The sequence below is a fragment of the [Actinomadura] parvosata subsp. kistnae genome, assembly GCF_900323885.1.
Lineage (GTDB): Bacteria > Actinomycetota > Actinomycetes > Streptosporangiales > Streptosporangiaceae > Nonomuraea > Nonomuraea composti.
Genome location: NZ_OOHJ01000015.1, coordinates 264,032 through 277,876 on the forward strand (window position 1 = coordinate 264,032; position 13,845 = coordinate 277,876).

Here is a 13,845-nt window from a genome sequence, read left to right on the forward strand (position 1 = left end):
ATGCCGGGCAGGTCCGACGGCTCCGGCAGCGGGGACGGGACGGCGGCCAGCTCGTCCAGCAGCTCCTCCGCCAGGCCGCGCAGCCGGGCCGCGCCCGGCTCCGAGGCGCCCGCGCGGGGCGGGGCGTCGTGACCGCCCGCCGCGTGCCAGCGGGCCGCGATGCTTCGAACATCCCGGCCGTCCCTGCCGTCCTCCGTGGCCTGGCGCAGCTCGTGGCCGACGAGGTCCTCCGGCTGGACCCAGGTGAGCCTGATCATGCGCGCTCGAGCTCGGCGAAGGCGGACTCGTGGGCGCGGCGGCGTACCAGATCGTCGGCGTGCACGCGGCGCGCCACCGCCGCGATGGCCAGCCCCGGCGCCACCAAATCCGTGCGGCTGGCCGCCGCCACCTGCGTCACCCACTCCTGCGGCACCGACTCCAGGCCGCCCAGCGCACCGGCGATGGCGCCGCCCATGGACGCGATCGAGTCGGCGTCGCGCCCGTAGTTCACGCCGCCCAGCACGGTGTCGCGGAAGTCGCCCTTCGCGATCACCAGGAACCCGAGCGCCAGCGGCAGCTCCTCGATGCTGTGCACCCGGCTCGGCCGGCGCGCCCCAGCCCCTGGTCACGGTAGGTGTCGGCGACCGTGTCGAACGGCCGCACGGCTGCCCGCAGCGCCTCGAACGAGCCGTCCCAGTGCCCCAGCCCGGCCGCCGCCTCGCAGACCGCCTCGATGGCGGCCCGCGTGCCGTCCTTGGCCAGGCGCAGGCACGCCCCCACCACCGAGTCGGCCGTCGCACCCGGCCGCATCGCCTCCGCCACCGCGGCGGCCATGACGCCCGCCGCCTCCCGGCCGTAGCTCGACTGGTGCGCGCCCGTCAGCTCGATCGCCTCGGCGTACGCGGCGTCGGGGTCGGCGGCGTTCACGATGCCGACCGGCGCCACGTACATGGCGGCGCCGCAGTTCACGATGTTGCCCACGCCCGCCTCGCGCGGGTCCGCGTGCCCGTAGTGCAGGCGCGCCACGATCCACTTCTCCGCCAGGAAGATGCGCTGCAACGGCAGCGCCTCCGCCTCCAGCTCCGGGATCCAGCGCCGCTCCCCCATCAGCTCCGGGACCAGGTGCTCGGCCATCGCGTACGCGTCCAGGTGGCCGCCCACCTTCGCGTACACGCGGATCAGGGCGTGCGTCATCAACGTGTCGTCCGTGATGTGGCCGTCGCCCTTGTGGTACGGGGCGATAGGGCGCGCGTTGCGCCAGTCCTCGTTGAACGGCGGCACGATGCCCTCGACGCGGCCCCCGTACCGCTGCACGATCTGCTCGGGAGTCCAGCCCTCGGTGGCGCCGCCCAGCGCGTCACCGACCGCCGCCCCGCCACGCAGCCAGTGGCCCTGTCCTCAAGCGGCGTCATGCGATTCCCTCCAGTAGTTCGATCAGATCACGGCCCGCCAGGTCAGGCAGGCAGCAGCCGGCCAGCGTGCGGGCCGAGGCGGTCCACCCCTCCGGGATCGCCTCGTACCCGCCGCACGCCCCCGCCAGCGCTCCGGCGAGCGCGGGCGCCGAGTCGGCCAGCGGAGCCAGGCAGGCCGCCGCCGGCACCGCCCTGGCGAGCTCCCCGCCCGCCGTCTCCACCAGCGCCAGCGCCACCGGGACGGTCTGCGCGGCGCCCACGCCGTAGCTGTAGACGTGGTCGAGCAGCGCCGCGTCCAGCGCGGGGATCGCGCCGAACGGGTCGCCCGCCTTCCTGGCGACATCCAGCGCCAGGCGGGCGTTGTGGCCGATGGCGGTGTCCGGCGGCAGGACGGCCAGCGCCGCCTCGACCGCCGCCCCCGCGCTCCCCGACGCCACGGCCTCCTGGATGGCGGCGGCCATCGCCCGGGCGGCCGGCACGCCGTCGCCCGCGTTCGTCACCTGGGCGTCCGGCGTCGGGTCCCTCCCCAGGATCCCGTACGCGACGGCCCTGACGGCGGCGGCGTCGTCGAAATGGTGCGGGTTGTCGTGGCCGGAGGCGGGCGGCTCGACGCCCTTGGCCAGGTTGTCCAGCGCGGTCATCACGGAGATCCGTCCCCTGATGGGCCGCGCATCGGCTTGCGCGCCGCCGTCCGTACCGACAAGCTCTCTGAACGCCTCGGCGCGCGGGCGGTCGGCGGTCAGCAGCGTCCACGCCAGCCACTCGGCGTCGTCCGACGGGCCCACCCGCAGCGGCGCGGTCGGCTGGTTCAGCGCGAACGGCACCGGGAGCGTCGTGACACGGTGCTCCTCGGCGAACGCGTCCAGCTCGCGGTGCAGGCGGCGGCTCCAGGGCGCGTGCAGGGCGGCGCGGTGCCTGCCCGCCGGCCAGCCCACGGCGTCACCGACGGCGAGACCGATGACGGCCCCCCTGATTCTGTCCCCCGACATGGTGTTCTACAGTCCTCCCGCCAGCTCGTCGGCGACGTCCAGCACGTGTCTTCCTGCCACGACGGGCAGGCACTTGCCCGTCACGGGCCCGATCCTGGCGGCCCAGCGCGCGGGAACGCCCCGCTCGCCCTGGCTCGCCCCGGCGATGGCGCCCGCGATCGCGCCGATCGTGTCGGCGTCCCGCCCCAGGCTCACCCCGAACGTCACCGCCCGCTCGACGTCACCGTCCCCGGCCAGGAACGCGGCCAGGGCCAGCGCGACCGCCTCGGGGGCGATGTCCGTCCAGGGGTAGTGCTCGACCACGACGGCCCGATGCAACGCCTCGACCACCTCGGCCCCATCGCCGGTGGCATGCCCGGCCGCCGCACGCGTTGCGCCGGACTCCACCGACCTACTACCCGCCGCACCGGCGCTGGGAAGACCGCTGGGCGGCGGTGCCTCGGCGCCGGCACCCGGGCGCGCCGGTGCGAGCTCGGTGCTCGGGGTGGTCGTCGCAGCGGCGATGCCCGTGGTGGCGGTGGGTGGGGACCAGCCGAGGGTTTCGCAGGCGCGCACCACGTTCCTGGCCGTCCACGAGTCGGCCGGGACGACCGACAGGGCCGCGCGCACCACCTCGTGGGGCGAGGCGCCGGCCATGGCCGAGGCGACGGCGGCGGCGATGGCGCGGCCGCCCAGGATGCCCTCGCCGGAGCCGCTGACCAGGCCGTCCTGCTCCACCAGCCGGGCCGCCTCCGCCGGGTCCCCCGGGCAGAAGATGCCGTAGGGGGCGGCGCGCATGGCGAGGCCGTCGGACCAGCCGTGCGAGTGGACCAGCCCCGTCAGCGGGGGCTGGAGGCCGCGGCGGAGCGCCTCGACGGTGCCGAGCTCGGAGAAGCCGGCCCCGCGCATCGGCCCCGTCACCAGCGGGATGATCTCCGTGCGGTAGGCGGCGGCGACGTCGGCCGGGGTGAGGGCGTGTCCGTGGCGGACGAGGAGGGAGGCGGCGAAGATGGCGTACTCGGTGTCGTCGGTGCCGCCGCCCTCGATCTCGGTGAGCCGGCCCCACCGCCGCCGGATCTCCTGCGGCGTGAGGTTCTCGGCCGGGGCGCCGAGGGCGTCGCCGGCCGCGAGGCCGAGCAGGCACCCTCGGGCCCGTTCCCGCGCTGTGATCACCGCTGGTACCGCTCCAACACCTTGTTCCCGTCCTCGACCAGCTTCGCCGCCGCCTGGTCGATGGTGATCTTATTGGCGAAGTACTCCTGCAGCGCCGGCGTGGCGACCTTGCTCTTCCATTCGTCGAACCCGTTCACCTTGAGGAACGGCGCGACGACGAGGTTCTTGGCGGAGGCGGTGGCGACGTCCCAGCCGTTCTCCTCGGTGGTCATGGCCGGGTCGGCGGCGGCCTTCTGGGAGGTGGGCAGGAGCCAGTCGCCCTTGGCGAGCTTGGCCTGGTTGGTGCCGTTGAGGAAGAACGAGATGAACTTCATGGCCTCGTCCGGGTGCTCGCTCTCCTGCGCGATCGACAGCGTCTGGGAGACGGCGCCCTGCTGCGCGCTGGTGCCCTTGGGCGCGGGCAGCGTGACCCACTCGAACCCGTCGGGCGCCTGCTCGACGACCTGCTGGCGCAGGTAGACGCCGGCGGGCAGCATCGCGAACTTGCCCTTGTAGAAGGCGGGCAGCGGGTCGGCGGTGCCCTGGCCGAGCGCGTCGGGGTCGGCGGACTTGTCCTTGTAGAGCTGGTCGTGGATGCGCTGGAGCACCTCGCGCTCCTCGGGGCCGACCTTGACGGTGGTCTTGCCGCCGGAGGTCTGGAAGAAGGTGCCGCCGAAGTTGAGCGCCAGGTTGAGGGTCTTGTTGACGGGCGACTTCATGGCCCAGGCGACGCCGTACGAGCCGTCCTTGGTCATCTTCTTGGCGGCCTCGGAGAACTCGTCCCAGGTCCACGGGTCGTCCGCGGTGGGGATGCGCACCTTGGCGGCGTCGAGGAGCTTCTTGTTGGCGATGATGACCTGCGACTCCTGGAGGAACGGCACGCCGTACACGCCCTGGCCGCCCTTGCCGTCGTCGAAGGTGACGGTGTCCCAGGCGGACTGCGGGATGTCGCTCTTGAGCTCGGCGGGCAGTTTGTCCTTCAGGTCGAGCAGGTAGCCGTCGGAGGCGAAGCCGGACAGGGCGGGCGAGTCGTTGTGGATGACGTCGGGCGCGGTGCCGCCGGCGAACTGGGTGACGAGCTGGTCGTTGACGTTGTCCCAGCTGCCCTGGACGTAGGTGACCTGGATGTTCGGGTTGGCCTTGTTCCACTCGTCCACGAGCTGCTTGTTCGCGGCGACGGACTCCTTCTGCCACGCCAGGCTGAGGAAATTGATCTTGACGGGCTCGTTGGGGGCGGACGACGAGCCGCCGCCTCCTCCCCCGCCGCACGCGGCGGCGAGCGTGAGGATCGCCGCAGCCGCCAGAGCGGACGTGATTCGCATATGAGCCTCCTAGCCCTTGACGGCGCCGGCCATCAGGCCGGACTTCAGTCGCCGCTGAATGATTGCGAAGAAGATCAGGCTCGGGATCGTCGCCATGAGCGACGCCGCGGCCAGCGGGCCGAGCCTGGCCACCCCCTCGGGGCCGGTGAACCTCACCAGCGTGAGCGGGAGCGTCATGACGTCGGGGTTCTGCAGGACGACGAGCGCGAACATGAACTCGTTCCATGACGAGATGAACGAGAACAGCAGGGTGGCGACGACGCCCGGCGCGAGCAGCGGGGCGACCACGCTGGCGATCGAGCGCAGCCGGCCCGCGCCGTCCACGGCCGCGGCCTCCTCCAGCTCGCGCGGCACCGCGCGCACGTACCCCTGCAACATCCACAGCGCGAACGGCAGCGTGAACGTCACGTGCACGACCACCAGCCCCGGCAGCGTGTTCACCAGGTCGAGGTCGCGCAGGATCATGAAGAGCGGGATGATGATCAGGATGAACGGGAACACCTGGCTGACCAGCACCCACCCGATCGCGACCTTGTTGAGCAGGCCGCGGTAACGCGCCATGGCGTAGGCGGCGGGCAGCGAGATCAGCACCGTGATCACGCTCGCGAACAACGCCACCACCAGGCTGCGCAGCGCCGCTCCGACGAGGTCCTGCTCGCCGAACGCGTCGCCGAAGTTGGCCAGCGTCGGCTCGCGCGGGATCCACGTCGGCTCCGTCAGCGCCATCTCCTGCGGCGTCTTCAGCGCCGTGGACAGCAGCCACAGCAGCGGGAACGCCAGGAAGACGACGTACGCGACCAGCGCGACGTACTGGAGAACGCGTCTCACTTGGCCTCCCTCATCTGGCGCCACAGGTACAGGCCGAGCACCGCGAGCACGACGATCGCCATGGCGAGGCCGAGCATCGAGGCGTAACCGGCCATGCGGTACCTGAACGCCTCCTCGTAGGCGAACAACATCGGCAGCCGCGTACGACCGCCCGGCCCGCCTTGCGTGAGCACGTAGACCAGGCCGAACTGGTTGATGTTCCACACGAAGTCGAGCGAGGTGATCGCCACGATCACCGGGCGCAGCTGCGGCAGCGTGATGCTCCAGAAGCGCCGCCAGGTGCCCGCGCCGTCCATCTCGCCGGCCTCGTACAGCTCCTTCGGGACGTTCTGCAGGCCGGCCAGCAGCACGACCGTCGTCTGCGGCATGCCGGCCCAGATGCCGACCACGATGATCGCGGGCAGCGCGAGCGAGAAGTCGGCCAGCCAGTTGATGTGCGTGCCGAGCAGGTCGTTCAGCATGCCCGCGTCGGGGTGGTAGACGAGCTTCCACATCAGGCCGATGACCACCGGCGGCATCGCCCACGGCACCACCGACAGCACCCGCGCCAGGCCGCTGAAGCGCAGCTTCTCGTTCAGCAGCAGCGCCAGGCCCAGCGCGGCCAGGAACTGCAGCACGGTCACGGAGACCGCCCAGATGGCACCGATCTGGAACGACGACCAGAACTCCGCGTCGGTCAGCAGCCGGGTGAAGTTCTCCAGGCCCACGAACTCCGTCTGGTGGACGCGGGTGTTGCGGGCGTCGGTGAACGCCAGGCCGATGCCGTACAGGAGGGGGCCGACGCTGAACAGCAGCACCGGCACCAGGGCCGGCAGCATCAGCACCCACATCTCGCGGGTCTGGCGCGAGATCCCGGGCCGCCGCGCCCGCCGTGGGCCGCGCGGCGGCGCCGGTCGCGTCACGGTCGCCGTCACTTCCCGCCTCCCTCTCCGTCGTAGCCGGACTGCCGCCGGTCGTAGTCGGGGCCCGCGGTGGAGGCCCGTACGGCGAGCCGCGGCGGCACGGTGACCACCCTCGGCTCGCCCGCGTCACCGCGCAGCCGCTCCAGCAGCAGCTCGGCGGCGGCCTTGCCGCGCTCGGCCGACCCGAGCGAGACGCTGGTCAGCGACGGCCACGAGGCCGCGGCCAGGTCGGTGTCGTCCATGCCGACCACCGCCACGTCCTCGGGCACCCGCTTGCCCGCCGCGCGCAGCACGTCGAGGGCGCCGAGCGCGATCAGGTCGTTCGCGCACATGAGCGCGTCCACGTCGGGGACCCGGTCGAGCAGCGCGGCCACGGCCCGCGCCCCCTCGGGGCGGTAGAAGTCGCCGATCTGCACCAGGCTCTCGTCGTACGGCAGGCCCAGGTCGTGCAGCGCCTCCCGGTAGGCGGCGCCGCGGGCGGCGCCGGGCACGGTGTCGAGCGGGCCGTTGATCATGGCGATGCGGCGGCGGCCGAGCGCGTAGAGATGGTCGACCGCCAGGCGCACGCCGGTGCGCGAGTCGGCGCGCACGTTGTCCACGCGGGTGCCCTCCGGCACCGAACCGATGATCACGACGGGCGCCCTGGCCGTGGCCAGCATCCGCAGGTGCGCCTCGGTGACGCGCAGGGGGCTCATGATCAGGCCGTCCACGTAACGCTCGCCGAGGCTGTGCAGCACGTCGATCTCGTCCGCCGCGACGGCGTCCGTCGAGTGCAGCACGAGCCGGTAGCCGGCGGCCTTCAGCACGGGCTGGATCTCGCGCAGCATGGCCAGGTAAGCGGGGTTGCCGACGTCGGCCATGGCGAAGGCGACCTGGTGGGTGCGGCGCGACTTGAGCGATCTGGCCACGGCGTTGCGCACGTAGCCGAGCTCGTCGGCTGCCGCCATCACCTTGCGCACGGTCTCCTGCCTGGTCGGCAGGCCGTTCAGCACCCGCGAGACGGAGGCAATCGAGACGCCCGCACGCTCGGCGATCGTGTTGATCGTGGGTCCGTCGGCCAAGGCTGTCCTTCCATGGTGTGTAAACGTTTACGGGGTGATCGTCTGTAAACGTTTACGGATTGGGGACATGAAACATGGGCGTAACTTGCAGGTCAAGTCACGATCACATAACACCAGGTCAGAGGCTATAAGCACAAATTTCGGTCACGCCCCAACCCCCGCCCGCAAGGACCGGGGACGAACGGCCGGACGCGCGGGGACATGCGGCAGGCCCCAGGAGCCCGGCCGGACGTGCGGGCAGGGCGAGCAGTCCGCGCCGACGCCGCACGCGAGGGAGCCGGTGCCCTCAGCGCGGGCCGGGGCGGATTGAGCACGTCACGAGACGCAGGTGCGCACGGGCGCCGGGCGGAGCAGGGCAGCGCGCGCACGACACGGCACACGGCCGAAGCGCCCCACTACGGCAGGCCGAAGCACCCCACTACGGCACGCGGCCGAAGCGCCCCACTGCGGAGCGGGGGGCGCCGACCGCACGGCATGGGGCAGGGCGCGACCGCGTGAGGCGAGCAGCGCCATCGCGTGAGCCGCCCCACGACGCGAGGCGCGCCCGCTCCCCACCGAGAGAGCGGGCGCGCCGAGTCGGGTCAGTCCCGGGCGGGCTGGGGCTCGCCGTCGGGGACGGGCGTCGCGACCGGGCTGCCAGGCGAGCCCGGGCCGGTGGCTGGGGTGGTGGAGTGGCGGAGGAGGGCGCGGATGGCGGGGGAGCCGGCGAGGGTGACGACGGCGGCCAGCGCGGCCGGGATGAAGAGCGCGACCGGCAGCGACGCGTGCTCCGCGACGAACCCGAGCACGGCGGGCCCGAGGAGCAGGCCGCTGTAGCCGAAGGCGGTCACCATGGCCAGGGCCCGCCCGACCCGGCCTCCGGCGGCTCCGACAGCGCTGAAGAGGACGGGCACGACGGTGGCCAGACCCACCCCGGCCAGGGCCCAGCCGGTCCACGCGCACGCGACCCGCAGCGTCTCCCCCACCACCGGTGACAGGAGCACCAGGACGTACCCGAGGGTGGCGAGGACGCCGGCGAGCTGGATCGTGCGGACGGAGCCGAGCCGCCCCCTGATCGGGTCCCCCAGGAGGCGGAAGGTGGTCATGGCGACGGAGAAGATCGTGTAGGCGAGGGGCGCCACGGCGGGGTCGGTCTCCAGGATCCAGCGGGCGTGCAGCGCGGCCCAGTCGATGGCCGCCCCCTCGCTGAGGTGCCCCGCGAAGGCCGCGAGGCCGAGCAGGGCGATGAGCCCCCAGCGCAGCGAGGAGCCGTCGGCGGCGGGCGCGCCGGTGGTGGAGGTGGCGCTGTCGTGGGCGGGCGGGTCGGGCAGCAGCAGGTACGCGGCCGGCAGGTACAGGAACGGCACGACGATGGCCGCCGCGATGAGCAGCCATTGCGCGTCCAGCCCGCCCTGGAGGGCGAGCGAGGTGAGCCCGCCGCCGGCGGCCCCGCCGAGGCTCCAGACGCCGTGGAAGGCGGAGATGATGGGCCGCCCGTAGCGCCGCTCGACCTCGACGGAGTGGGCGTTCATGGCGACCTCGGTCACGCCCAGCCCCATTCCGAACAGCACGGCGAGCGCGGCCAGCGACCAGTACGAGGGTGCCAGCGCGGGCCCGAGCAGCACCAGGCCGGAGAACGGCCCCGCGAACCAGCACACGCGCCGGCTGGACCACCGGTCCACCAGGGGCCCGGCCGCCAGCATCGACACTAGGGCGCCGCCGGAGATGAGCAGCAGGACGCTGCCGAGCCGGGCGGGTCCGAGGTCGAGGCGGTCGTTCAGCGAGGGCAGGCCGGCCGCCCACAGTCCCATGACAAAACCGGCAAGGAAGAAGAATCCGAAAACACCGACACGAGCACGTCTGGCCTGAATGAGGCTTTTGTTCACGGCTAGAGCATAAACTGTGAACCGTGAATGGAGCCACAACCAGCGGGCAGCTTCGTGCGCACAACCGGGTCAGGCTGCTGCGCGCCGTACACGACTGCGGGGCCACCCGCACCAGGTCCCAGCTCACCCGGGACCTCGGCCTGGCCAGGGGCACCGCGTCCGTGCTGGTCGCGGGCCTGGCCGAGGACGACCTGCTGCACGAGGAGCCGGCCCCCGAGCACGCGCGCGGCCGTCCCACGCAGGTGCCCGGCCCGCACCCGCGCGGCCCCGTGGCGCTGGCCGTGGACGTCCGCGAGGACGCCTGGGAGCTGGCCGCGTGCGAGCTGGGCGGCCGGGTCACGGTGCTCGGCGTGCAACCCCACGACGGGACGCCGGAGGGCACGCTCGGCCCGCTGGGCGAGGCCGTCGCCGAGCAGGTCCGCAGGCTCGGTCACCGGGCGGTCGGCGTCGGCGTGGCCCTGGCGGGCCCGATCAGCCACGGCGGCCGGGTGGACATCGCCCATCTGGGCTGGCGCGCGGTCGACGTCCCGGCCCTGCTGGGCGAGCCGGGCCCGCCGCTGTTCGTCGGCAACGACACCGCGCTGGCGGCGCTGGCCGAGGCCCGCAGAGGGCGGCTGCGGGGCGTGCGCGTGGGCGTCCACCTGCACGTGGATTTCGACCTGGGCGGCGTGCTGGTCCTGGACGGGCACGCGGTCGCCGGGGCGAGCGGCACGGGCGCCGAGTTCGGCCACATGGCGATCGGCGGCGGCGAGCGGCGCTGCCCGTGCGGCGCGGTCGGCTGCTGGGGCATGGACGTCGGCGCGAACGCGCTGCTGCGCCACGTCGGCCTGGCCTACGGCGGCGGCCGGGGCAGGGAGCAGGCCGAGCGGGTGCTGGCCACGAGCGAGGAGGCGGTCAACGCGACCGCGCGGGCTCTGGGACGCGGCATAGCGGCCCTGGTGAACGCGCACGACCCCGAGGTGGTCACCCTGTCCGGGCACGGCGTGGAGCTGCGCGAGCGGGCCGGTGAGGCCCTTCTGGCGGCCTGCGAGCCGGGCCTGATGGCGATCCGCCGCGACCACCCGCCCCGGATCGAGGGGTCGGCGCTGGGCTGGCGGGGCGCGCTCCTGGGCGCGATGGAGTCGGTCTTCGACGCCTTCCTCACGACGGAGGGCCTAGAACTCTGGCGTAAAAACCATCCTGACCAGGCCCGCGACACGCCCGACCGGCAAAGTGTGACGCATTCCACCCTGGACGGGGAAAGCGCGCAATAACACGTCCCTTCCGAGGTCACATAGGTGATCTTGCGGGCGTGCAGTCGCGGCCGGCACGGACAGGCGTCGCACCCTCACGATCGAGGGGACGAGAGCGTGAGAATCGAACTCCCGCTCGACATGGCGGAGGCGGCCGTCGAACAGGCGTTCCGGGAGGGGCCGGCGGTCTCCGTCGCGGTCGCGAATGAGGGCGCGAATCCGGCGTCCTCGCAGCTCAGGGCGGGTGCGGCCGACGCTCGGGCGGCGTGAGGCGCACTCGACGGCGGCCCCGCGCGGACCCACCGCAGAGTCTCCCGTGCCGGCCTCTGAGAGACGGGAGCTCCCGGGCCTGGCGGAGGCGGGTTTCGGGGCGTCCGCGACAGCGCTCCGCTGTGGCCCGGCTACGGTCAGCCAGAGCCCGTGGCCGGCGCCGCAGGGGCCCGCGGAGGCCCGATCAGGCGGGGCGGGGCGTGCGCCGAAGCTGCCGCTTCGGTGCGGGATGCACGCTGAGCGGGCGCTTTCCGCAACACGAACCGCTGGTATCCGCCATGATTAGCCACTGCACCACGGGTAACAGAACCCGAATGTCAACTCCCCGAGGAGAGAACTGAGATGGCACTTCCCACTCTCACCCCCGAGCAGCGTCAAGCCGCTCTGGCCAAGGCCGCCGAGGCCCGTGCCGCCCGCACGGCCCTGCTGGCCAAGGTCAAGGCGGGCGAGCTGACGTTCGCTCAGCTGCTGGAGCGCGACGACGACATCGCGAAGAAGATCAAGGTGTCGCAGGCGCTGCGCGCCGTCAAGGGCGTCGGCCCGGCCAAGGCCACCGCGCTCATGGAGGAGGCGGGCGTCGACGAGAAGCGCCGCCTCGGCGGCCTGGGCGCCCAGCAGCGCAAGAAGCTGGTCGACGCGCTCGGCTAAAAGGCCGGGCGGCCAGGTCCGCGCGGAACGCCGCGCGGACCGGCCAGCGACCCCTCACTGGCCAGGAGGGCCGCCGAGCGGATGCCGCCCCGCTCGACGGCGGGCCAGCCAGAGGGGTCGAAAACCCCCATGAGCGGTCAGGAACGCAGGTAGGTCAGCACGGCGAGCACCCGGCGATGCTGGTCGCTGTCCTCCGCGTAGAGGCCGAGCTTGTTGAAGATGCTCCTGATGTGCTTCTCCACGGCCCCGTCACTGATCACGAGCTGGCGCCCGATGGCCGGATTGGACTTCCCTTCGGCCATCAGCCCGAGCACCTCGCGCTCGCGCGGCGTGAGCTGGGCGAGCGGGTCGTCCTTGCGCCTGCGCACCATCAACTGGGACACCACCTGCGGGTCGAACACGGTGCCGCCCGCGGCCACCCGCCGCAGGCCCTCCATGAACTCGTCCACGTCGACGACCCGGTCCTTCAGCAGGTATCCCACCGCGCCCCTGGCGTCGGCGAGCAGGTCGTCGGCGTAGGACACCTCGACGTACTGGGACAGGATGAGCACGGGCGCCCCCGGCACCCTGCGCCTGGCCTCCACGGCCGCCCTGAGCCCCTCGTCGGTGAAGGACGGCGGCATGCGCACGTCCACCACCGACACATCCGGCTCGTGCTCGGCGATCGCCCCCACGAGGGCGTCGCCGTCGCCGACGGTCGCCACCACCTCGCAGCCGAACTCCTCGAGCAATCTGACCAGGCCCTCCCTGATCAGAACCGCGTCATCGGCCACGACTACCCGCACGGCACCTCCGCCACGATCAATGTGGGCCCGCCGTCGGGCGACTGCACGGTCAGCTCCCCGTCGACTGCGCGGAGCCGGTCGGCCAGCCCGGCGAGCCCGTGTCCCTTGGCGACGTGCGCGCCGCCGACCCCATCATCCCCGATCGTGAGCATCAGGTAGTTGCCGACCCGGGCGAGCTGGACGGTGCAGACGGTGGCGCGGCTGTGTTTGGCCACGTTGGTGAGGGTCTCGGCGCAGACGAAGTAGATCGCGTTCTCGACGGCGGCCTGGTAGCGCTCCACGGTCTGCACGTCGAGGTCCACGGGCACGGTGCAGCGGCCCGCCAGGGCGGCCAGGGCGGGCGCGAGGCCGCGGTCGGACAGGATGGGCGGGGCGATGCCGCGCGAGAGCGCGCGCAGCTCGTCGAGCGTCTCGCGGGTGGCGGTGATCGCCGACTTGATCGTGGCCTGCGCCGCCTCCGGGTCCTTCGCCAGCTGCCGCTGCGCCCTCGACAGCTCCATGGCCAGCGAGACCAGCCGCTGCTGCGGCCCGTCGTGGATGTCGCGCTCCAGCTTGCGCAGCGCGTTCGCCTCGGCGGAGACGGCGGCGGCGCGGCCCTCGGCCAGGTCGTCGATGCGCTCCTGCAGCTCGGCCACGCCGGTCAGCAGCGCCCGGCCGAGCCCGGCCCGCACGAGCGCGGCGCCGCGCACGGCGAACGGCATGATCAGGGCGAAGACCAGGCCGAGCATGACGTAGAAGGCGGAGTTGACGAGGTAGCCGTCGCCCAGGCCGAGCAGCTGGGGCAGCTCGGTGTTGCCGGGGATGTTGGAGGTGATGATCCCGTACAGCGGGTAGGTCAGCCCGCCGATCGGGATCGCCCAGAACACGATGGTGAGCACGAACCCGAGGATCGCGAACGGCAGGTTGAGTATGCCGTGCAGCAGGTCGAGCCACGACTGCCCGCTCATCAGCGGGTTCACCAGCCGGCGGAAGCGACCGGCGCCCTCCGGGACGGGCTTGTAACGCGGCCGTACGGGCGGGCGCCCCAGCACGTCGGACAGCCAGCCGCGCTCCGCGTCGGCGAAACCCCGCGCGATCATGAGCGTGCCGGCCAGCAGGGGCACGCCGATCCAGACCACCGCGGTGCCGAGCCCGGCGGCGAAGCCCGCGATCATGAGCACGAAGCCGATCAGCGTCGTGGGGAAGCCGACCAGCGTGTATCGGGTGTCAAGGAGGACCCGCCTCGTCAGGGAGCGCATGGCCCCAACGGTAGAGCGCGGGAACGGCGGGCACGAGCGGGTGCGCCGGTGTCCGGGGGTAGGGCCAGCACTACCGCGACGGGTGACGGGGCCGTCACCCCGGGACGGTGGCCCGCGGCAATGTGCCGCAGGGGCCGGTGGCGAAAGCCTTGAGGCGTTCGTCCCCCTGGAAGCGAGGCTCCC

At 73.0% G+C, this 13,845-nt stretch carries 14 protein-coding genes; 3 read left to right on the forward strand and 11 right to left on the reverse strand.

The window, feature by feature from the left end; genetic code table 11:
* Window positions 1-253: 253 nt before the first annotated feature.
* The 9 genes from KIS93_RS67475 to KIS93_RS15935 form a co-directional block, all read right to left on the reverse strand.
* Window positions 254-574, reverse strand: a complete 321-nt coding sequence (locus tag KIS93_RS67475; protein WP_281261969.1) for an ADP-ribosylglycohydrolase family protein — start codon at window positions 572-574, stop codon at window positions 254-256.
* On the reverse strand, window positions 529-1,293 hold the full coding sequence (locus tag KIS93_RS15900) for an ADP-ribosylglycohydrolase family protein (protein ID WP_281261970.1): 765 nt from the start codon (window positions 1,291-1,293) through the stop codon (window positions 529-531). Before KIS93_RS15900 ends, KIS93_RS67475 begins: the two co-directional genes overlap by 46 nt.
* Before the next feature lie 94 nt (window positions 1,294-1,387).
* A complete protein-coding gene (locus KIS93_RS15905) occupies window positions 1,388-2,380 on the reverse strand; it encodes an ADP-ribosylglycohydrolase family protein (protein WP_080036843.1) in 993 nt (330 codons plus the stop codon).
* 6 nt (window positions 2,381-2,386) lie between these two features.
* Window positions 2,387-3,532, reverse strand: coding sequence for an ADP-ribosylglycohydrolase family protein (locus KIS93_RS15910; protein WP_080036842.1), 1,146 nt, complete (start codon window positions 3,530-3,532; stop codon window positions 2,387-2,389).
* Window positions 3,529-4,833, reverse strand: coding sequence for an ABC transporter substrate-binding protein (locus KIS93_RS15915; RefSeq protein ID WP_080036841.1), 1,305 nt, complete (start codon window positions 4,831-4,833; stop codon window positions 3,529-3,531). Before KIS93_RS15915 ends, KIS93_RS15910 begins: the two co-directional genes overlap by 4 nt.
* Before the next feature lie 9 nt (window positions 4,834-4,842).
* The gene (locus KIS93_RS15920) at window positions 4,843-5,661 is read right to left on the reverse strand and encodes a carbohydrate ABC transporter permease (protein ID WP_080036840.1); all 819 of its coding nucleotides are present in this window, start codon (window positions 5,659-5,661) and stop codon (window positions 4,843-4,845) included.
* Window positions 5,658-6,575 (reverse strand): carbohydrate ABC transporter permease, encoded by a 918-nt coding sequence (locus KIS93_RS15925; RefSeq protein ID WP_222107487.1) that lies wholly within the window; start codon window positions 6,573-6,575, stop codon window positions 5,658-5,660. The genes KIS93_RS15920 and KIS93_RS15925 overlap by 4 nt, the downstream gene beginning before the upstream one ends.
* Window positions 6,572-7,624 carry a LacI family DNA-binding transcriptional regulator gene (locus KIS93_RS15930; RefSeq protein ID WP_080036839.1) on the reverse strand — a complete coding sequence of 351 codons (1,053 nt, stop codon included), beginning with the start codon at window positions 7,622-7,624 and terminating at the stop codon, window positions 6,572-6,574. Before KIS93_RS15930 ends, KIS93_RS15925 begins: the two co-directional genes overlap by 4 nt.
* 581 nt (window positions 7,625-8,205) lie before the next feature.
* On the reverse strand, window positions 8,206-9,489 hold the full coding sequence (locus KIS93_RS15935; protein WP_268966936.1) for an MFS transporter: 1,284 nt from the start codon (window positions 9,487-9,489) through the stop codon (window positions 8,206-8,208).
* A gap of 23 nt (window positions 9,490-9,512) precedes the next feature.
* Between KIS93_RS15935 and KIS93_RS15940 the strand changes: the two genes are divergently transcribed.
* The 3 genes from KIS93_RS15940 to mihF all read left to right on the forward strand — a co-directional run bounded on the left by KIS93_RS15940 (window position 9,513) and on the right by mihF (window position 11,639).
* Complete coding sequence (locus KIS93_RS15940) at window positions 9,513-10,742, forward strand: ROK family transcriptional regulator (RefSeq protein ID WP_080036837.1); 1,230 nt, start codon at window positions 9,513-9,515, stop codon at window positions 10,740-10,742.
* A gap of 96 nt (window positions 10,743-10,838) precedes the next feature.
* Window positions 10,839-10,991: a hypothetical protein gene (locus KIS93_RS15945; protein ID WP_155126501.1), complete on the forward strand. Its 153-nt coding sequence runs from the start codon at window positions 10,839-10,841 to the stop codon at window positions 10,989-10,991.
* 342 nt (window positions 10,992-11,333) lie between these two features.
* Window positions 11,334-11,639, forward strand: a complete 306-nt coding sequence (mihF, locus tag KIS93_RS15950) for an integration host factor, actinobacterial type (RefSeq protein WP_043641121.1) — start codon at window positions 11,334-11,336, stop codon at window positions 11,637-11,639.
* A 137-nt stretch (window positions 11,640-11,776) separates the two neighbouring features.
* Here the strand turns inward: mihF and KIS93_RS15955 are convergent, their stop codons facing one another.
* Both KIS93_RS15955 and KIS93_RS15960 read right to left on the reverse strand, forming a co-directional pair.
* On the reverse strand, window positions 11,777-12,424 hold the full coding sequence (locus KIS93_RS15955) for a response regulator transcription factor (RefSeq protein WP_080036836.1): 648 nt from the start codon (window positions 12,422-12,424) through the stop codon (window positions 11,777-11,779).
* Window positions 12,415-13,662 (reverse strand): sensor histidine kinase, encoded by a 1,248-nt coding sequence (locus KIS93_RS15960; RefSeq protein ID WP_080036835.1) that lies wholly within the window; start codon window positions 13,660-13,662, stop codon window positions 12,415-12,417. Before KIS93_RS15960 ends, KIS93_RS15955 begins: the two co-directional genes overlap by 10 nt.
* Window positions 13,663-13,845: the final 183 nt, after the last annotated feature.

What these genes read in the sequence shown, in the direction of transcription:
- KIS93_RS15960 (WP_080036835.1), bottom strand. Translation starts at nt 13,662, where the DNA reads ATGCGCTCCCTGACGAGGCGGGTCCTCCTTGACACCCGATACACGCTG.
- KIS93_RS15915 (WP_080036841.1), bottom strand. Translation starts at nt 4,833, where the DNA reads ATGCGAATCACGTCCGCTCTGGCGGCTGCGGCGATCCTCACGCTCGCC.
- mihF (WP_043641121.1), top strand. Translation starts at nt 11,334, where the DNA reads ATGGCACTTCCCACTCTCACCCCCGAGCAGCGTCAAGCCGCTCTGGCC.
- KIS93_RS15905 (WP_080036843.1), bottom strand. Translation starts at nt 2,380, where the DNA reads ATGTCGGGGGACAGAATCAGGGGGGCCGTCATCGGTCTCGCCGTCGGT.